Source organism: Duganella hordei (genome assembly GCF_040369125.1).
Lineage (GTDB): Bacteria > Pseudomonadota > Gammaproteobacteria > Burkholderiales > Burkholderiaceae_D > Rugamonas > Rugamonas hordei.
In genome coordinates this window covers 125578-143665 of record NZ_BPWI01000007.1, presented here as the reverse complement: position 1 = coordinate 143665, position 18088 = coordinate 125578, and the positions used below count along the sequence as shown (strand labels likewise).

The window sequence follows — 18088 nt, the reverse complement described above, 5'->3', positions numbered from 1 at the left end:
GAGCATATAACATTCCCCTCATGACATCAAGTTTACTCGTACTCGCCTCCAGTTCGGCCTATCGCAAGGAATTGTTATCACGGCTGCAACTGCCGTTCGAGGTCGCGGTGCCGGACATCGACGAAACGCCGCTGGCCGGGGAATCGCCCAGCGCCACCGCGCTGCGGCTGGCGCGCGAGAAGGCCGCCGCCGTGGCCGCCAAGATGCCGGGCTACATCGTCATCGGCTCCGACCAGGTCGCCACTTTGGACGGCGAGCAGATCGGCAAGCCCGGCAACCACGCCAACGCGCTGGCCCAGCTGCGGAAGATGCGCGGCCGCGAAGTGATCTTCCACACCGCGCTGTGCGTGTTTGACGGGCGGAACGGCCAGGCGCAGGTCGAGGATATCCGGACCGCCGTCACCTTCCGCGACCTGCCGGACGCCGAGCTGGACGCCTACCTGCGCATCGAACAGCCGTACGACTGCGCCGGCAGCGCCAAGAACGAGGCGCTGGGCATCGCCATCCTCGAGCGCATCGACAGCGGCGACCCGACCGCCCTCACCGGCTTGCCTTTGATCGCGCTGACAGGCATGCTGCGCAGGATTGGCGTCTCCTTTTTCAATACCTAAAGATTTTTATGCCCGGCACCCTCTTCTTAATACCGAACACCCTGGGCGAGACCGAAGCGCTCGCCAACGTGCTGCCCGAACAGGTGCAGCGCATCACCTCGCAGCTCGACTACTTCGTCGCCGAAAACGCCAAGACGGCGCGCGCGTTTTTAAAACTGGTGAACGCCCGGCATCCGCTGGCCAAGCCGCTGCAAGAGATCAAGATTTCCGAACTCAACGTCAACACCCCGGCCGCCGCGCTGGCGGGCCTGCTGGCGCCGCTGCTGGCGGGACAGGATGGCGGCCTGGTGTCGGAAGCCGGCGTGCCGGCGGTGGCCGACCCCGGCGCCGACCTGGTGCGGCTGGCGCACCAGCACAACATCCCGGTGCGGCCGCTGGTCGGGCCGTCGTCGCTGCTGCTGGCGGTGATGGCAAGCGGCCTGAACGGACAGAGCTTCGCCTTCAACGGCTACCTGCCGACCGACGCCGCGCAGCGCGCCGTCCGCATCAAGGAGTTGGAGCAGCGCTCGCGCAAGGAAAAGCAGACGCAGCTGTTCATCGAAACGCCGTACCGCAACGCCGCCATGCTGGAAGCGCTGGTGACGGCCTGCGCGCCGGGCACGCTGGTCTGCGTGGCGACCGACCTCAGCCTGCCGTCGGAAACCATCCGCACGATGACCGCGGCCCAATGGAAAACCGCCAAGGCGCCCGACTTCCACAAGAAGCCCACAGTCTTCCTGCTGCTGGGCCAATAAAATCCGGGGTCAGATGTGGCGGGCGTACTCGGTCACCCATTCGATGGCGGCCAGCTGGATCGCGTACAGCTCGGACGGCTTCAGCGCCAGCTGGTGCAGCAGTGGCGCCAGCGTCTTGCCGTCGCCGGCTTTTTCTATGTGCTCGATCAGGTTCAGCATGCTGCCATAGTCGCCGCTGCGATGCAGTAGCGCGGCGCGCACCTCGTCCAGCACGTTGACGCTGTCGAGCACGTCGCGCATGTGGATAGAGAACAGCGTGTCCATCAGCGACATCACCCCCACCGTGAAGCCGATGTCGGCGCTGACGCGCTGCCCCGGCCGCAGGTGCTCGACCATCAGCTCCATCGTCTTGCCGCGCGTGGTGGCCAGTTGCAGCAGCGGCGACGTGAATTCCTGCGTGCCGCCGTTCTTCACGTACAGCAGGATCTGCAGCCAGCGCTGCAGCTGGCGCCGGCCCAGCACCATCAGCGCATGGCCGACCGAGTTGATGCGGTAGCGGGCGCCTACCGCCGGCGTGTTCACCAGCCGCAGCAGGTTCAGCGTGATGAGCGCATCGTGCTTGACGCTGCGCTCGATCTCCTGGCTGGTGGCGTCCGTGTTGAGCAAATCCAGCAGGTGCAACACGCTGCGCTGCGACGGCGAGATCTTCTTGCCGCTCAGGATCACCGGCCGCGCGAAATAATAGCCCTGGAAATATTCGAAGCCCAGCTCCATGCATTGCTGGAACTCCTCGATGGTCTCGACTTTCTCGGCCAGCAGCTTTTGCTTGGGGTTCTTCAGCACCCGCGCCAGCGCCTGCAAGGTGCCCGGCTGCATGTCCTTGATGTCGACCTTGATCACGTCGCACAAGGGCTGCAGCTTTTGCACGTCCTCGGAATGGCCGATCACGTCGTCCAGCGCGAACTTGAAGCCGGCCTGCTTGAGCTCGCGCACGCGGTCCATCACTTCCGGCGTGGCCTTCACCGTTTCAAGGATTTCAAGGATGACTTTGTCGTTCGGCAGGAAGCGGATGAAGTCGCTCATCAGCCCGACGGCGTCGACGTTGACGAAGGCCATCTGGTCGCCGACCACCTGCCCCATGCCCAGCTCGGAGGCATGCGCGATGACGGTGGCGGTCGCTTCCGCATCGTCGGTGACGTCGGCTTCGTTGCGCTGCCGCGCGTCGCGGAACAGCAATTCGTAGGCCACCAGCCGCTGTCCCCGATTGAGGATGGGCTGGCGCGCCAAAAAGAAATTGTCAGCAAAGTGGGACGGTACCGGCGTAGTCGTCATCATCATGGGAAGCTCCCAATCTGCAATCTGCTTGATTACCGGGCGGCTGTCTCCTGCAGCGGCCCGCTATCCACCAGACTAACCGTACTATACCGTCCTGACAACATTTTTCTATCGTGTAACGGGGCGGCGCACGGCGTTGTTGCGCGTAGCCGTCGGTGTGCCGCTCTCGAGCGTGAAGCGCGCGCCGGAGTCCTTGCCCAGCACCTTGACCAGGTAGGGCATGGCTTCCTTCAGCATCGGCTCCAGCGTGTACGGCGGATTGAGGATGAACATGCCGCTGCTGTGCAGGCCGAAGCCGTCCGGCATCGGCGTGTTGGTGGTCAGCACGACGTTGAGCCAGCTCGACGCCTGCAGCTGCTTGAGCTTGTCGGCGAACTGGCGCGACTCCATGCGCTGCAGCAGCGGGTACCAGACGGCATAGGTGCCGGTCGGGAAACGCACCAGCGCGTCGGCCAGCGTGTCCTTGACCTTCTTATAGTCCATCTTGTCTTCATACGGCGGATCGATCAGCACCAGCGCGCGGCGCGACGGCGGCGGCAGCAGCGCCTTCAGCGCCTGGAAGCCGTCGCCACGGGTGATCAGCACGCGCTTGCCGCGCGTGGTCGGACGGATGCCCTGCTGCGCGGCGTGCTCTTCGAGCTTGCGGAAGTTATCGGCCAGCAGTTTCGAATCGGCCGGATGCAACTCGAACAGGCGCAGGCGGTCCTGCTCGCGCGCGACCTGGTCGGCGATGTACGGCGAACCGGGGTAGTAGCGCATCTTGCCGCTCGGGTTCATGGCGCGCACCAGGTCGACATATTCCTTGACCGCCGCAGGCATGTCGGTGCGCTCCCACAGCGGGCCGATGCCGGTATCGTACTCCGCGTTCTTGGAGGCGAACGTGCCGTCGAGCGCGTACACGCCGGCGCCGGAGTGGGTGTCGATGTAGCTGTATGCGGTATCTTTTTGATTCAGATACTGCAGCAACTGGATGGTCACGAAATGCTTCAACACATCGGCGTGATTACCCGCGTGAAAGGCGTGGCGGTAACTCAACATAAGCTTGGTATTTCCTAAATGGGTGGTGCGGAACAATCCCGCATTATCCACTAGAAAGGCGATCCAGCCAAAAAAGCGCACACATCGTTTGCATCAAAGCGTGCGCCAGTGTGGGGGCTAGCATGGAACTGCCGCGCTGCATTTGCATGCGCGGAGACTTTTCAAGGAGGAGATCATGTCTTTCAATAACGTAGGTCCGCTGACCTTCCTGGCGCCCGGCCAAACGGCGTTCTGGAGCTACAGCTACGGCAGCGATCACGGCACGCAGTTTGCCTCGGCCGATGTCAAGGCGCCCAACCAGGGCGCCGTGCACATGGCGGACCAGCAAAGCAAGCGCAAGGAAAACGACGGCAACGCCACCTATTTCGTGCAGATCCACAACCAGGGCGTGGGTGGCGCCTTCCACAACCTGCAAGGCGGAGGCATGTCATGAAGATGACCATCGTAACGGATGCGCACGGCAACGTGCTGGGCGCCGTCCAGGGACATTCCCTGTCGGAGAAAAAGGGCGATGTGGAAGCCAGCGTGTCGTTCGCTCCCGGCCACAGCACCCACATGATCGATGTGGACGACGACCTGGCCACGGTTGACGATATCGACGAGTTCCAGCGGCGCCTACGTCACCACTTGCAGCAGCATCAACAGCAACCTTGAAGTAAAACAGCCGCAGCGCCGGCAAGTCCCTCTACGCTGCGGCCTTCCCTCAGGCCACCTTCTTGTCGAAGAATTGCTCGTCTTCAGTCGAACCGTGCAACGCGGTGGTCGACGACTGGCCGTTCTGGATGGTCTGGGTCACCGCATCGAAGTAGCCGGTGCCGACTTCGCGCTGGTGCTTGACCGCGGTGAAGCCCTTCTCGGCGGCGGCGAACTCGGCTTCCTGCAGCTCCACGAAGGCCGACATCTGGCGGCGCGCGTAACCGTGCGCCAGGTTGAACATGCCGTAGTTCAGCGCGTGGAAACCGGCCAGCGTGATGAACTGGAACTTGTAGCCCATGGCGCCCAGTTCTTTCTGGAACTTGGCGATGGTGGCGTCGTCCAGGTTTTTCTTCCAGTTGAACGACGGCGAGCAGTTGTAGGCAAGCATCTTGCCCGGGAATTTGGCGTGCACGGCATCGGCGAACTGCTTGGCGAAGGCCAGGTCGGGCTTGCCGGTTTCGCACCAGACCAGATCGGCGTACGGCGCGTAAGCCAGCGCGCGGGAAATCGCCTGGTCGATGCCCGGCCTGACTTTGTAGAAGCCCTCGACGGTGCGCTCGCCGGTGCAGAACGGGCGGTCGTTGTCGTCCACGTCCGAGGTCAGCAGGTCGGCCGCCTCGGCGTCGGTACGGGCGATCACCAGCGTCGAGGTGCCCATGACGTCGGCCGCCAGCCGGGCCGCCGTCAGTTTTTCCACGGCTTCGCGCGACGGCACCAGCACCTTGCCGCCCATGTGGCCGCATTTCTTGACCGAAGCGAGCTGGTCTTCGAAGTGCACGCCGGCGGCGCCGGCGTCGATCATCGACTTCATCAACTCGTAGGCGTTCAGCACGCCGCCGAAGCCGGCTTCCGCATCGGCCACGATGGGCGCGAAGAAGTCGATGTCATCCTTGCCTTCGGACCATTGGATCTGGTCGGCGCGCTGGAAGGTGTTGTTGATGCGCTTGACGACCATCGGCACCGAATTGGCCGGATACAGCGACTGGTCCGGGTACATCTCGCCGGCCAGGTTGGCGTCGCCCGCAACCTGCCAGCCGGACAGGTAGATCGCCTTCAGGCCGGCCTTGACTTGCTGCATGGCCTGGTTGCCGGTCAGCGCGCCCAGCGCGTTGACGAAGGGCTCGTTGTTGACCAGGTCCCACAGCTTTTCCGCACCGCGCTTGGCCAGCGTGTGCTCGATCTGCAGGGAACCGCGCAGGCGTACCACATCCTCGGCCGTGTAGGCGCGGGTGACGCCCTTCCAGCGCGGGTTGCTATCCCAGTCTTTCTGCAGGGCTGCGATTTGCTGTTCACGAGTTGCCATGGTGTTCTCCTTAGTTAAATGCGACATCTGTTAAACAAATGGTAGACCTTTTTGTGCTAGGCACCAATAGTCTTATATAAGACATATAACTAAATTAAAACCCATACAAATCAACTAGTTAATTATTATTTTCCACGATACGGAAAGAAATTTCTCTCCATGGAAGAAAATCATGCTGCGCTCACACATCAAATTTCGCGATGTGGAACGGCATTTTCGTCAGATGAAAAACCGGGAGGGATTGATGGTAGCGCCCAACAGATCGCTCGAATTTGTTGGGCGGCAAGAAAAGAGGCAGGGAGTCAGAACAGTTTTTGCTGCGCCACCAGGATGCCGTCGGCGTCGGCGTAGATCCAGTCGCCCGGGTTGACCGGCACGCCGGCGATGTGCACCCGCAGGTTGCGCTCGCCGGCGCCCTTCTTGCTGCTCTTTTGCGGATGGGCGCCCAGCGCGCGCACGCCGATTTCGCAGGCGTTGAGTTCGTCGGTGTCGCGGATGCAGCCGTCGACCACGATGCCGGACCAGCCGTTGTCCTGGGCCAGCAGGCCGAGCTGGCCGCCGACCAGCGCGCGGCGCATGCTGCCGCCGCCGTCGATCACCAGCACGTTGCCGTCCCCCGGCGTTTCCAGCATCGCGCGCACGATCGCATTGTCCTCATGCACCTTCAGCGTGGTGACGCGGCCGAAGAACTGCACGTACTTGCCGAAGTGGCGGAAGACCGGCGGCAGCACGGCCAGCCGGCCGTCGTCCAGCAGCTTGCTGTTGTCGTCGCATAAATCGGTGGTGGCGAAATTCATCATGGTCCTCGGCGTTATAAAGATGGCACCGATTCTATGCTGAAAGACCGCGACTGTTCAACCCGCACAAAAGTTAATACCGCACGAAGTCCGCTTCGTCCGGCTCCAGCATGCTTTGGCCGCTGGCCAGCGTGCGCAGGCTCGACGCCTGCCGCGGCCGCATCAGCCTGACGCTGCCGCCGCGCTGCGGCGCCGGCGTCCGCGCGCCGCCGCCGATCGAGAAGAAGCCCATGGTCTGCTGCAATTCCTCGGCCTGGCTGCTCATTTGTTCGGCCGTCGAGGCCAGCTCTTCCGATCCGGACGCGTTCTGCTGGGTGGTCTGGCTCAGCTGGCTGATGGCCGAGTTGATTTGGGTGAGGCCGGCGGACTGTTCTTCCGAGGCGGCCGTGATTTCCTGCACCAGGTCCGAGGTCTTCTTAATGTTGGGCACCATCGCGCCCAACATCTGCCCGGCCCGCTCGGCCAGCTCGACGCTGCCGCTGGCCACCTGGCCGATTTCCTGCGCCGCCACCTGGCTGCGCTCGGCCAGCTTGCGCACCTCGGCCGCCACCACGGCAAAGCCCTTGCCGTGCTCGCCGGCGCGGGCCGCCTCGATCGCGGCGTTCAGCGCCAGCAGATTGGTCTGATAGGCGATGTCGTCGATGATCAAGACCTTGGCCGCGATCTGCTTCATCGCCGCCACGGTCGAACGCACCGCCTCGCCGCCCTCGCTCGCTTCGCCGGAGGCCTTGCTGGCCATGGCGTCGGTGACCTTGGCGTTCTCGGTGTTCTGCGCCACCGAGGCCGTCATCTGCTCCACCGAGGCCGACGTTTCCTCGACGTTGGCGGCCTGCTCGGAGGCCGCCTGCGCCAGCGCCTGCGCGGTGGCGCTGACTTGCTCGGACGCCGCCGCCAGCGCTTCGGCGTTGTTGTTGACTTCGCTAACCACCTGAGCCAGCTTGGCGACCGTGTTGTTGGCGTATTCCTTCAGCTCGGCGAACGCGCCTTCATAAGGCTTGTCGATGGTCTTGGTCAGGTCGCCTTCGGACATGGCGCCCATCACCCGCACCACGTCGGCGATGCTGGCGCCGGTGGTGGTGGCCAGCTGGTTCAAGCCTTCGCCCATTTCGCGCTGGAAGCCTTGCAAGCCGTTGAGGTCGACCCGTGCCTCGAAATTGCCGCGGTTGGCGGCCGTCACCACGCTGCGCTGGCCGTCCACCACCTGGCGCAGCTTGCCCATCATTTCCTTGACGGCATACAGCATGCTGCCGCTGTCACCCGGCCGCGTCACCACCTCGGCATTCAGATCGCCTTGCGAGATGCGCGCCATCAGGTCCGCCGCATAGCCCGGCTCGCCCCCCAGGCGCCGCACCAGGTCGCGCGTGATCAGCCAGGCGATCGCCACCGCCGCCAGCACAGCGGCCGCCGACAGCAGTATCACCAGCTGGCGCGTGGCGGCGTAGACCTCATCGGCCCCCTGCGTCTCCTTATCCATCTGTTCGCTTTCGTACTTGGCGATGGTTTCCAACGCGCCCCAATAGGCGTTGTTGGCTTCGACAAAGTCGCCCTTCATGTATTCCACCGCGCGCTTCGGGTCGGACTTGGCCAGCGCATACAACTGGTCGTATTTGGGGGTCAGCAGATTGCCCTTGTCGACGATGTCGCGATACATCTGGCGGCCTTTTTCGGTGGTGATCAGCTTGTCCAACTTGGACAGCTCGTCGGCAATCTTGCCCCGGTTGGCGGCCACGATACCCTTGAATTTTTCACGCTCCTCATCGCTGTTGGCCAGCAGCATGCTGCGCAGCTGGCGGCCGTTGTCGATGGTTTGCTTGATCATTTCATTCGAAAGTATGACCTTGGGATAGCGGTCCTCGGTAATGCGGCGAACGCCGTCGTTGAGCACCGCCAGGCGCATCAGGCTGACGACCGACAGCACCAGCAGCAGGATGATGACGACGCCAAAGCCAAGCCCGAGCCGGGTTGCGACCTTCATGTTTGCAAGCATCATGTCTCTCCAAAAAAAACCGCACATCGCCGCGTGTGTCGCTTCTATTTTGCAAGACAATCCGATGTGCCTGTGCAAAAAAATCGATAGACAATCATGGCACGCTGGCTTGAATATTGATACGTTTTTCCGAGAACTGTGAACCCTGCGCGACGCTGTCGAAACTATATCGCCTCGGGAATCCCGGCCATGCGGCGCCTGCCGCCGACGCCTATCGTGGTCAATATCACCAGCGCCTGGAACACGCCGATGCCGATGAACACGCCAGCCGGATGGTTGGCGTCCATCAGCGCGCCGAACAGCAGCGGGCCGAGCGCCAGGCCGCTGTCGAGCCCGGAATAGACAACGCCGAACACGCGACCGGTGGCGTTGGCCGGCGCCGCGCCGCGTATCATCAAATCACGCGACGGACCGGAGATGCCGGTCACCAAACCGATCAGCGCCATCAGCATGACGGCCGCCCAGGCGGGCACCACGGCGGCGGCCAGTATCAATGCCAGCACGGCGGCAGTGCCGAAGGCGGCGATAATGATGCGGTCGTGATGGCGGCTGCCGGCGCCGAGGAAACCACCGTACAGCATGCCGAACGCCGAGGCCACCATGTACGAGGTATAGGCTGCGGTGGCCCAGGCCAGCGACATGCCGTACAGGCTCACCAGGCTGGTGGCGGCAAAGGTCTGGATGCCGGCCAGCGCCACGGCGGAGATCAGGAAGAAGGCAAAGCACATCCATACGACACGCAGCCGCAGGAAACCCAGCGTGCCGGACGTTTTACCGGATGCTGCACGTGATGCGGCAACTTCGGCGGCAGCTTCGGGACGCAGCGCATGGCGATTCCATACCAGCAGCGCCAGCACGCTCAGCGGCAGCAACGCCGCGCACAGCAGCGCGGTGCGCCAGTCTGTGCGGGCGGCAACGTAGGTCAGGAACAGCGGCGACACAGCCCAGCCTATATTGCCGCTGATGCCGTGCACCGAGAAACCATGCGCCAGCCGCGCCCTGGACACGCGCTGGTTCAGCAGCGTGTAGTCGGCCGGATGGAACACGCTGTTGCCGCAGCCGGCCAGCAAGGCGCCCAGCATCAGCTGCGCATAGCTGTGTGCGCTCGACAGCAGCACCGCCGACAAGCCCAGCAGCGAGATGCCGCCGAACAGCACGGCCCGGGCGCTGAAGCGGTCCACCACAAATCCCGCCAGCGCCTGGCCGATGCCCGAGACCACGAAAAACACGGTCATCAGCAAGCCCAGCTCGGAATAACTCAGGTGGAATTCCGGTTTCAGCCAGGGAATCAGCGCCGCCATGATCACGTGATAAAAGTGCGACGTGCCATGCGCCAGCCCGACCAGGCCGATGACCCTGGCGTCCTGCCGCAGCAACGATTTGTCGTCCATACCGCTCCCCTGCTGAAAAAGAAAACACAGTGTAAGCATTTCCGCCCCGGCTGATTTAAGATAGAGAGTCAACATTTATCGAATTTCCGCCATGCCCATCCCTGTCGTCACGCACACGCAGTTCAACTGGGATTGCGACTATCCCACCCCGGCCCGGCCGCTGACCATGTCCGGCCGCGACCTGCCGGCCGACGCCGTGCTGCTGCCGCACCATCACCCATGGGGCCAGTTCACCTATGCGCTGCAAGGCGTGATGCGGGTGACCGCCAACAACAGCAGCTGGATCGTGCCGCCGCAGCGCGCCGTCTGGATCGCGCCGGACGTGGTGCACGCGGTCACCGTGCTGGAGCCGACCCGCCTGCGGCCGCTGTGCGTGCACGCCAGCCGCTCGCCCTTTGCCGACGACTGCAAGGTGGTCGAAGTGTCCGGCCTGCTGCGTGAACTGATGGCCGCGTTCGAACAGCACGACCAGCACGAGCAATCGAGCCGCGAACAGCTGTTGGCCGACATGATCCTCGACGAACTGCCGCGCTGCGCCGAGCGCCCGCTGCGCGTGCCGCTGCCGCAGGACAAGCGCCTGAAAACCCTGTGCAACGCGCTGATCGACGAGCCCGGCGCCGAGCTGACGCTGGAAGCGTGGTCGGCCCGCGTCGGCGCCTCCGAGCGCACGCTGACGCGCCTGTTCGAGCGCGAACTGGGCATGAGCTTCAGCCAGTGGCGCCAGCAGGTCCGGCTGGCGCACGCCGCCCCGCTGATCACGCGCGGCGTGCCGCTGTCGCAGGTGGCCGCGCAACTGGGCTACGCCAGCCAGTCGGCGTTCTCGGCGATGTTCAAGAAGACCTTCGGCAGCACGCCGACCGCTTTTTTCGGACAAAAATAGATATTTGGTCAAGTTTTGCAGAAATGTACCGTTAACGTTGTCTTGGACGAAAGTACGGTATATAAGTGAAAACTCAACAACTGGAACAGCGGGACCGCATGACGGATTTGTCGCAACTCTCGACCGGGCAGATCGCCGCGCTGCTGGCCGCGCTGCCGGATCCGGCATTCATCATCACGCGCAGCGGCCGCTACGCGGCGCTGTTTGGCGGCACCGACGCCCGCTACTATCACGACGGCAGCAGCCTGGTCGGCAAAAGCATCCCGGAGGTGCTGAACCGCGACAAGGCCGGCTGGTTCATCGAGCAGATCGCCCATGCCCTGGACAGCCCCGGTTTGCACGCGGTCGAGTATCAACTCGCCCGCGCCGACGTCAAGGGCCTGGACAGCGACGGCCCGGAAGACACGGTATGGTTCGAGGGGCGCGTGCAGGCGCTGGGTCACCTGGTGCAGGGAGAAGAAGCGGTGCTGTGGGTCGCCAGCAATATCACCGCCAGCAAGAAGCTGGAGGCGCTGCTGCGCATGCAGAGCGAAACCGATTCGCTGACGGGACTGTCGAACCGGCGCAAGCTGATGGCCGCGCTGACCGAGCACTACGAGCTGTACGCCCGCTACGAGACGCCGACTTCGGTGCTGATCTTCGACATCGACCAATTCAAAGGCATCAACGACGAATACGGCCACCTGAGCGGCGACAAGGCGATCGTCACCACGGCCGAGGTGTGCCGGCATGAACTGCGCAGCACCGACTTCGCCGCGCGGCTGGGCGGCGACGAATTTGTGATCGTGATGCCGCACACTCGCTGGCAGCAGGCGATGCCGATCGCCGAGCGGCTGCGGCTAAAAGTGGCGGAGTCCCTGCGCGAACTGGGCACGCTGGGGCGCGGCGCCACCATCAGCGGCGGCTTGAGCGAACTGCTGCCCGGCGACAGTTCCTACGAAGATGTGCTGAAACGGGCGGACGACGCGCTGTACCGCGCCAAACGCGACGGCCGCAACCGCATCGTCCACCACTAGCAATTCGCCAGGCAGATCAGCCATGCAAGCAGACATATTTCGCCAATCGGGATACCTGACTTTCCCTGCGATGTTCGATTCGAGTCACTTGCATATCATCGACGCGGCCTTGAACGGCATGGAGAACGGTGTTGCGGGCGCTCGCCAGATGCTGCGGTTCGACTGGTGCGCGCAACTGGCGAACGAGATTCGGGATACGCTGATCTCGGCCCGTCTGGTCCAGCCCGATTTTGTATGCTTTCAATGCACGTATTTTGAGAAGTCGGTAGCGCACAACTGGCTCGTGGCGCTGCATCAGGACCTCAGCATTCCAGTCAGGAACCGTATCGACAACGCGGCGCTGAGCGGCTGGTCGGAAAAGGACGGCGCCATATTTGTGCAGCCGCCATCGACAGTTCTTGAAAATCTGGTGGCACTGCGGTTTCATATCGATGAGTGTGGTGCGGAAGACGGAGCCCTGAAACTCGTCCCAGGTTCGCACCGCCTGGGACGCATCAGCGATGCCGACAAGGCACGGTTGCGCGATAAACTTGGCGAGGTGGTCTGCACCGTGGAAAAAGGCGGTGGAATGGCAATGAGTCCGCTGTTGCTGCACGCATCGTCAAAGGCGACCGGCGGCAGCCGCCGCCGGGTGCTGCATTTCCTGTTTGGTCCGCCGGCATTGCCATACGGGCTGGAATGGCCCGTGGCGCCGCCGGCGGCCGCTCTCAGGTAAAGGCCAGCTCGCCGCTGACCGGATCGGCGTCGATGTGGATGGTGTCCTTCGGACCGAAGCGGCCCTGCAGGATCATCTTCGACAGCGGATTTTCGATCTGCTGCTGGATCGCCCGCTTCAGCGGCCGCGCGCCGTACACCGGATCGTAGCCCGCTTCCGCGATCTTGTGCAGCCCCGCCTCGGTGATCGTCAAGGTCATCTCCATCTTGGCCAGGCGCTGCTCCAGGATCGCCAGCTGGATCTTGGCGATGGCGCCGATGTTCTTCTCATCGAGGCCGTGGAACACGACGATTTCATCGATACGGTTGATGAACTCTGGGCGGAAATGCGAGCGCACCTCGGCCATCACCGCCAGCTTCACCACGCCCGGGTCGGATTCCTCCATCGCCTGGATCTTGTGCGAGCCCAGGTTGGACGTCATGATGATGACGGTGTTCTTGAAGTCCACCGTGCGCCCCTGGCCGTCGGTCATGCGGCCGTCGTCCAGCGCCTGCAGCAGCACGTTGAACACGTCCGGATGCGCCTTCTCCACCTCGTCGAGCAGGATCACGCTGTACGGCTTGCGGCGTACGGCCTCGGTCAGGTAGCCGCCCTCGTCGTAGCCCACATAGCCCGGCGGCGCGCCGATCAGGCGGGCCACCGAGTGCTTCTCCATGAATTCGCTCATGTCGATGCGTATCATCGATTCCTCGGTGTCGAACAGGAAGCCGGCCAGCGCCTTCGACAGCTCGGTCTTGCCGACGCCCGTCGGCCCCAGGAACATGAAGGAACCATACGGACGGTTCGGATCGGACAACCCGGCGCGCGAACGGCGGATCGCGTCGGACACGGCGTCGATCGCCTCGTCCTGCCCCACCACGCGCTCGTGCAGCTTCTCTTCGATGTGCAGCAGCTTGTCGCGCTCGCCCTGCATCATGCGCGACACCGGAATGCCGGTCGCGCGCGACACCACCTCGGCGATCTCCTCGGCGCCGACTTCGGTGCGCAGCAGTTTCGGCTTGGCCGCCTCGCCTTCCTTCGCGCTCACGCTCTCGGCTTGCTTGAGCTGCGCTTCCAGCTCCGGCAGGCGGCCGTACTGCAGTTCCGACACGCGCTGCCAGTTGCTCTCGCGCGTGGCCTGCTCCATCTGCAGCTTGATGCGGTCGATCTCTTCCTTGATGTGGGTGCTGCCCTGCACCACCGCCTTCTCGGCCTTGAGGATTTCCTCGTAGTCGTTCAGTTCGCGCCCCAGCTTGACGATCTCCTCGTCGATCAGGTCCTGGCGGCGGCGCGAGGCCTCGTCCTTTTCCTTCTTGACGGCTTCCTTCTCGATCTTCAGCTGGATCAGGCGGCGTTCCAGCTTGTCCATCACCTCCGGCTTGGAATCGATCTCGATCTTGATCTTGGACGCGGCCTCGTCGATCAGGTCGATCGCCTTGTCGGGCAGGAAGCGGTCGGTGATGTAGCGGTGCGACAGTTCCGCCGCCGCGATGATGGCGGCGTCCGAAATGGCGACCTTGTGGTGCAGCTCATACTTGTCCTGCAAGCCGCGCAGGATGGCGATGGTGGCTTCCACCGACGGCTCGTCGACCAGGATCTTCTGGAAGCGGCGCTCCAGCGCGGCATCCTTCTCGATGTATTTGCGGTACTCGTCCAGGGTGGTCGCGCCGACGCAGTGCAGCTCGCCGCGCGCCAGCGCAGGCTTGAGCATATTGCCCGCGTCCATGGCGCCGTCGGCCTTGCCGGCGCCGACCATCGTGTGCATCTCGTCGATGAAGACGATGGTCTGGCCCTCGTCCATCGCCAGTTCCTTCAGCACGGCCTTCAATCGTTCCTCGAACTCGCCGCGATACTTGGCGCCGGCCACCAGCGCCGCCATGTCCAGCGACAGCACGCGCTTGCCCTTGAGCGAATCGGGCACCTCGTTGTTGACGATGCGCTGCGCCAGTCCTTCTACGATGGCGGTCTTGCCGACGCCGGGTTCGCCGATCAGCACGGGATTGTTCTTGGTCCGGCGCTGCAGCACCTGGATCGCGCGGCGGATCTCGTCGTCGCGGCCGATCACCGGATCGAGCTTGCCGGCGCGGGCGCGCTCGGTCAGGTCCAGCGTGTATTTTTTCAGCGCCTCGCGCTGGCCTTCGGCCTCCTGCGTATCGACCTTGGCGCCGCCGCGCACGGTGTCGATGGCCGCTTCCAGCGACTTGCGGGTCAGGCCGTTTTCGCGCGCCAGCGTGCCGGCGTCCGATTTGTCGTCGGTCAGCGCCAGCAGCACCATCTCGCTGGAGATGAACTGGTCGACGCGCTTCTGCGCTTCCCTGTCCGCCAGGTTCAGCACCGAGACCAGCTCGCGGCTGGCCTGGACGTCGCCGCCGGTGCCGGACACCTTGGGCAGGCGCTCGAGCGAGGAGCCCAGCGCCTTGGTCAGGCCGCCAACGTTGACGCCGGCGCGCTGCAGCAGCGAACGCGCGCTGCCGTCGCTCTGGTTCAGCAGCGCCGTCAGCAGGTGGACCGGTTCGATATATTGATTGTCGTTGCCCACGGCCAGACTCTGCGAGTCCGACAGGGCTTCCTGGAGTTTGGTGGTGAGTTTGTCTTGCCGCATGGAATTGCTCCGATATATTTAACTTATCGCATACATAGGGATGTGCGATCAGTTTTCAAGGAGACACCTATTTATTCAACAAATCCATGACTTACATCAAATCAGCTCGGTGCGCTCCATTTTTCCAGCGCCGCGTCATCGCTGACACGGGCGTCGACCCAGCGCGCGCCGTCCGGCGTCTGCTCTTTTTTCCAGAACGGCGCTTCGGTCTTCAGGTAGTCGATGATGAATTCGCAGGCGGCGAAGGCCTCGCCGCGATGCGCCGACGTCACCGCCACCAGCACGATCTGCTCCATCGGCTTGAGCGGCCCGACCCGATGTATCACCAGCGCGCCGAACAGCGGCCAGCGCCGGGAGGCCTGCTCGATGATGGCCTGGATGGACTGCTCGGTCATGCCGGCATAGTGTTCCAGCTCCATCTCCGCCACGCTGGCGCCGTCGTTCAGGTCGCGCACGGTGCCGACAAACGTCACGATAGCGCCAATCTTGGGGTTGGCGGCGCGCAGTTGCGCCAACTCGGTGGAGAGGTCGAAATCCTCGGTCTGGATGCGTACCTGGACCTGGTTACCGGTCGCGGTCATGCACGCTCCGAGGCGCCGATGCGGCGGAACAGCTGCTCGATGCGGCTGGCGGTGCGATCGTCGGCCAGCGCCGGCATGGCGCACAGCTGCAGGTAAGCGGCGCCCGCGCTCTGCGGTTTCTGTCCGGATTTCAGCGACGATTGCAGCACCTCGACCTGCATCTTCAGGCGTTCGCGCGCGAATTCGGCGCCGCTGTCGACGCCGGCCACGATCTCCAGCCGCAGCACTTCGTCCAGCAGCTTGGCGCGGTTGCGCTCCAGCTGCTCGGCATAGGCGCCAAGCTTGCCATCCAGCGCGCCCAGGGCGGCGCTGAGCCGGCCATGCAGCGCGCGTTCGTAATCGGCGGCCAGCGGCGGCAACGCGGCCCAGCGTGCTTGCCAGTCGGCGCCGTCGATGGCGGTCTCGCCCGCGCCGATGGCGCTTTCCAGCGCCTGGCACAGCCGCAGCTTGTCGCGCAGCGCGTTGGCCTGGGCGGCGCCGGCGCGACGCTTGATGGCGTCTGCCTGGCCCTGCACCGACGTCACGGCGGCCTGGTAACGCTGGGTGATGCGGGCTTCCGCCGAACGCGGCACGCTGCCGGTCCCGCTCCAGGCCGAGGCGGCATCGCGCAGCGCCTTGGCGATGGCCGCCAGTTGCGCCTTGTCGTCGCCGGTGAAGGTGGCGCTTTCCAGTTCCTTGCAAATCGCCTCGCGTGCGTGCAGGTGCGCCTTGCGCTCGTGATCGGCGGCGTGCGCCGTCTCCTTGCGCTTGGCGAAGATCGCGTCGCAGGCGGCGCGGAAACGCTGCCACAGCGCCTGCTCGGCCTTGCGTTCCAGCGGCAGCGCCTTGGCCTGCTCCTGCCAGCGTTCCTGCAGGCGGCGCAGGTTGTCCAGCGTGTGGCGGTCCGTGGCCTGCATCTGCTCCGCTTCGGCGATCAGCTGCTCGCGCTTGGCGGTCTCGACCTTGCGCTGCTCGGCCAGCGGCGCCAGCATCTGTGCCAGCGCCTTGTCGAAGGCCTGGTCGAGCTTGCGTTTTTCCTTGCGGTCGATGGTGCCGAGGCGGCCCCACACCTGGCGCAGGCGCTGGCCGGCGGCGGCGACGTTTTTCAGGTCGGCGCCTTCGCCGGCGGCGCTGGCGGCCATGGCGCGGGTCTCATCGATCAGCGCCTGGGCCTTGGCGGCGTTGGCGTGGCGCTCTTCGGCCAGCTGCTTGAAGTGGGCGGCGGCCGGCGCGTAGGCGGTGGTGCAGGCGTTGTCGAAACGCTCCCACAAGCTCTTGGGCGCGTGGCCGGAGACGGCGTCCAGCGCCTTCCAGCGGTCGCGCATGCTGCCGACCTTCTTGGCCAGCTCGCTCATCGCCAGGCCCAGCGCCGGCAGGTCTTCCACCGCCTTGACCAGTTCCTCGCGCGAGACGTTGCCGCCCCAGCGCGCCCAGTCGCCCAGGCGTTTGAGCTCGGCGCGAACGTGGTTCAGGCGGTCGGTCTGGGCCGGCGACAAGCGGGTCTTGTGCTCCTTGAGCCATTTGTCGTGGTCGGCGGCGGCGTGCAGATGGCCCTGCTCCAGCGCGGCTTCCATCGCGTCCAGCGTTTCCAGGAATTTTTTGTCGGTTTCCTTCGGCGCTGCGGCCTTGGCCGGATTGCGCGGGCCATCCTTTTTCGGCTCGCGCGCGGCCGGTGGCGTATTGCCGGCTGTGGGAGAAGCGGCGGCGGCACCGTCGGCGGCTTCCGGCGTTGCCGGGGCTTCCGCCGCGGCGGCGCGTGGGGCCGGCGCCGCCAAGGCGGCGCGGCTTTGCTCGACCGCCTGCGCGTAGTCGCTCAGCAAGTGCTTGGGCAGCGCATTGTGTTCGGGCGCGGCCTGGTAGTCGGCCAGGGCGACGGTGTGAAGTTCCAGCGCCTGCAGGGCCTCGTCCTGCGGCAGTCCGGCCGACGGCAACTGACGCACGGCGGCCATCGCATCGATAATGGTCCGCTGCAGATTGACCTGCGCTTCCAGCCGGGCGGCCAGCGCGGCGCGCGCGACGGCGTACGGCTCGGCCAGCGACGGCACCGGCGCCGTGATCTTCCACTGCCGGTCCAGCTCGGCCACCTGATTCGGTGTCAACTTTTCGTCCTGCAACAATTTATTCGCCAGATCCAGGCAGGCCTGCGCCTTCTGCTGCTCGGCCTGCTGATAGCGGATCGCCTCCAGCCGGCCCTGCATCAGCTTGGCGACGCGGCGGTCGGTATTGCGCATCGCCTGCTGCACCTGCTCGAGGAATTGTTGCGACCGCACATGTTCGGCCGCCGCCAGCCGCACGCCGGCGAATTCGCTGTGCAGGATCAGCGCTACGGCCGCAGCCTCGTCACCGGCCAGCGTGGCGGCAAGCTGCGCCTGCTCGTCGCGGCGGCTCGCCGATGCGGCGGACGCGGCCTCGCCGGCGCCCTGCCCGGATGCTGCGCCGTCAGCCTGCGGATCGGCCGTCTGGTCGTTAGTGCGCTTGAAGATGAATTCGAACATGGTGCGCTA

At 64.5% G+C, this 18088-nt stretch carries 16 protein-coding genes; 7 read left to right on the top strand and 9 right to left on the bottom strand.

What is annotated here, in order from left to right:
• Positions 1–20: 20 nt before the first annotated feature.
• Together ABWW33_RS17870 and ABWW33_RS17865 are read left to right on the top strand one after the other, a co-directional pair.
• Positions 21–611, top strand: a complete 591-nt coding sequence (locus ABWW33_RS17870; protein ID WP_353403067.1) for a Maf-like protein — start codon at positions 21–23, stop codon at positions 609–611.
• An 8-nt stretch (positions 612–619) separates the two neighbouring features.
• Entirely contained in the window at positions 620–1345 is a 726-nt protein-coding gene (locus ABWW33_RS17865) for an SAM-dependent methyltransferase (RefSeq protein WP_353403066.1), read from the top strand.
• Between the two features lie 9 nt (positions 1346–1354).
• On the opposite strand, the gene ABWW33_RS17860 is transcribed toward ABWW33_RS17865, so the two are convergent.
• Complete coding sequence (locus ABWW33_RS17860; RefSeq protein WP_353403065.1) at positions 1355–2623, bottom strand: EAL and HDOD domain-containing protein; 1269 nt, start codon at positions 2621–2623, stop codon at positions 1355–1357.
• Positions 2624–2728: 105 nt separating this feature from the next.
• Positions 2729–3658 (bottom strand): 23S rRNA (adenine(2030)-N(6))-methyltransferase RlmJ, encoded by a 930-nt coding sequence (locus ABWW33_RS17855; RefSeq protein WP_176651615.1) that lies wholly within the window; start codon positions 3656–3658, stop codon positions 2729–2731.
• Between the two features lie 175 nt (positions 3659–3833).
• Here ABWW33_RS17855 and ABWW33_RS17850 point away from each other — a divergent pair, with 175 nt between their 5' ends.
• Positions 3834–4091, top strand: a complete 258-nt coding sequence (locus ABWW33_RS17850) for a hypothetical protein (protein ID WP_176651616.1) — start codon at positions 3834–3836, stop codon at positions 4089–4091.
• A gap of 2 nt (positions 4092–4093) precedes the next feature.
• A complete protein-coding gene (locus tag ABWW33_RS17845) occupies positions 4094–4312 on the top strand; it encodes a hypothetical protein (protein ID WP_353403064.1) in 219 nt (72 codons plus the stop codon).
• Between the two features lie 49 nt (positions 4313–4361).
• On the opposite strand, the gene aceA is transcribed toward ABWW33_RS17845, so the two are convergent.
• The 4 genes from aceA to ABWW33_RS17825 form a co-directional block, all read right to left on the bottom strand.
• Complete coding sequence (gene aceA / locus ABWW33_RS17840; RefSeq protein WP_353403063.1) at positions 4362–5657, bottom strand: isocitrate lyase; 1296 nt, start codon at positions 5655–5657, stop codon at positions 4362–4364.
• Between the two features lie 302 nt (positions 5658–5959).
• Positions 5960–6454, bottom strand: coding sequence for a ribonuclease E activity regulator RraA (rraA, locus tag ABWW33_RS17835; RefSeq protein ID WP_353403206.1), 495 nt, complete (start codon positions 6452–6454; stop codon positions 5960–5962).
• 73 nt (positions 6455–6527) lie between these two features.
• Positions 6528–8441 (bottom strand): methyl-accepting chemotaxis protein, encoded by a 1914-nt coding sequence (locus ABWW33_RS17830; RefSeq protein WP_444551003.1) that lies wholly within the window; start codon positions 8439–8441, stop codon positions 6528–6530.
• 164 nt (positions 8442–8605) lie between these two features.
• Positions 8606–9832, bottom strand: a complete 1227-nt coding sequence (locus tag ABWW33_RS17825) for an MFS transporter (RefSeq protein ID WP_353403061.1) — start codon at positions 9830–9832, stop codon at positions 8606–8608.
• A gap of 91 nt (positions 9833–9923) precedes the next feature.
• Between ABWW33_RS17825 and ABWW33_RS17820 the strand changes: the two genes are divergently transcribed.
• The 3 genes from ABWW33_RS17820 (at position 9924) to ABWW33_RS17810 (ending at position 12443) form a co-directional block, all read left to right on the top strand.
• A complete protein-coding gene (locus ABWW33_RS17820; protein ID WP_353403060.1) occupies positions 9924–10712 on the top strand; it encodes an AraC family transcriptional regulator in 789 nt (262 codons plus the stop codon).
• 65 nt (positions 10713–10777) lie between these two features.
• Positions 10778–11728: a GGDEF domain-containing protein gene (locus ABWW33_RS17815; protein ID WP_353403059.1), complete on the top strand. Its 951-nt coding sequence runs from the start codon at positions 10778–10780 to the stop codon at positions 11726–11728.
• A gap of 22 nt (positions 11729–11750) precedes the next feature.
• A complete protein-coding gene (locus ABWW33_RS17810) occupies positions 11751–12443 on the top strand; it encodes a phytanoyl-CoA dioxygenase family protein (protein WP_353403058.1) in 693 nt (230 codons plus the stop codon).
• On the opposite strand, the gene clpB is transcribed toward ABWW33_RS17810, so the two are convergent.
• From clpB to ABWW33_RS17795, 3 genes are all read right to left on the bottom strand, one after another.
• Entirely contained in the window at positions 12436–15024 is a 2589-nt protein-coding gene (gene clpB / locus ABWW33_RS17805; RefSeq protein WP_353403057.1) for an ATP-dependent chaperone ClpB, read from the bottom strand. The two genes, ABWW33_RS17810 and clpB, sit on opposite strands and share 8 nt — an antisense overlap.
• Positions 15025–15125: 101 nt before the next feature.
• On the bottom strand, positions 15126–15605 hold the full coding sequence (locus ABWW33_RS17800; protein WP_353403056.1) for a molybdenum cofactor biosynthesis protein MoaE: 480 nt from the start codon (positions 15603–15605) through the stop codon (positions 15126–15128).
• Positions 15602–18079, bottom strand: coding sequence for a DUF349 domain-containing protein (locus ABWW33_RS17795; protein WP_353403055.1), 2478 nt, complete (start codon positions 18077–18079; stop codon positions 15602–15604). The genes ABWW33_RS17800 and ABWW33_RS17795 overlap by 4 nt, the downstream gene beginning before the upstream one ends.
• Positions 18080–18088: the final 9 nt, after the last annotated feature.

Bases quoted from the DNA above. Each gene is read 5' to 3' on its own strand.
- ABWW33_RS17870 (WP_353403067.1), top strand. From the start codon at position 21: ATGACATCAAGTTTACTCGTACTCGCCTCCAGTTCGGCCTATCGCAAG.
- ABWW33_RS17865 (WP_353403066.1), top strand. From the start codon at position 620: ATGCCCGGCACCCTCTTCTTAATACCGAACACCCTGGGCGAGACCGAA.
- ABWW33_RS17860 (WP_353403065.1), bottom strand. From the start codon at position 2,623: ATGATGATGACGACTACGCCGGTACCGTCCCACTTTGCTGACAATTTC.
- ABWW33_RS17855 (WP_176651615.1), bottom strand. From the start codon at position 3,658: ATGTTGAGTTACCGCCACGCCTTTCACGCGGGTAATCACGCCGATGTG.
- ABWW33_RS17850 (WP_176651616.1), top strand. From the start codon at position 3,834: ATGTCTTTCAATAACGTAGGTCCGCTGACCTTCCTGGCGCCCGGCCAA.
- ABWW33_RS17845 (WP_353403064.1), top strand. From the start codon at position 4,094: ATGACCATCGTAACGGATGCGCACGGCAACGTGCTGGGCGCCGTCCAG.
- aceA (WP_353403063.1), bottom strand. From the start codon at position 5,657: ATGGCAACTCGTGAACAGCAAATCGCAGCCCTGCAGAAAGACTGGGAT.
- rraA (WP_353403206.1), bottom strand. From the start codon at position 6,454: ATGAATTTCGCCACCACCGATTTATGCGACGACAACAGCAAGCTGCTG.
- ABWW33_RS17830 (WP_444551003.1), bottom strand. From the start codon at position 8,441: ATGCTTGCAAACATGAAGGTCGCAACCCGGCTCGGGCTTGGCTTTGGC.
- ABWW33_RS17825 (WP_353403061.1), bottom strand. From the start codon at position 9,832: ATGGACGACAAATCGTTGCTGCGGCAGGACGCCAGGGTCATCGGCCTG.
- ABWW33_RS17820 (WP_353403060.1), top strand. From the start codon at position 9,924: ATGCCCATCCCTGTCGTCACGCACACGCAGTTCAACTGGGATTGCGAC.
- ABWW33_RS17810 (WP_353403058.1), top strand. From the start codon at position 11,751: ATGCAAGCAGACATATTTCGCCAATCGGGATACCTGACTTTCCCTGCG.
- clpB (WP_353403057.1), bottom strand. From the start codon at position 15,024: ATGCGGCAAGACAAACTCACCACCAAACTCCAGGAAGCCCTGTCGGAC.
- ABWW33_RS17800 (WP_353403056.1), bottom strand. From the start codon at position 15,605: ATGACCGCGACCGGTAACCAGGTCCAGGTACGCATCCAGACCGAGGAT.
- ABWW33_RS17795 (WP_353403055.1), bottom strand. From the start codon at position 18,079: ATGTTCGAATTCATCTTCAAGCGCACTAACGACCAGACGGCCGATCCG.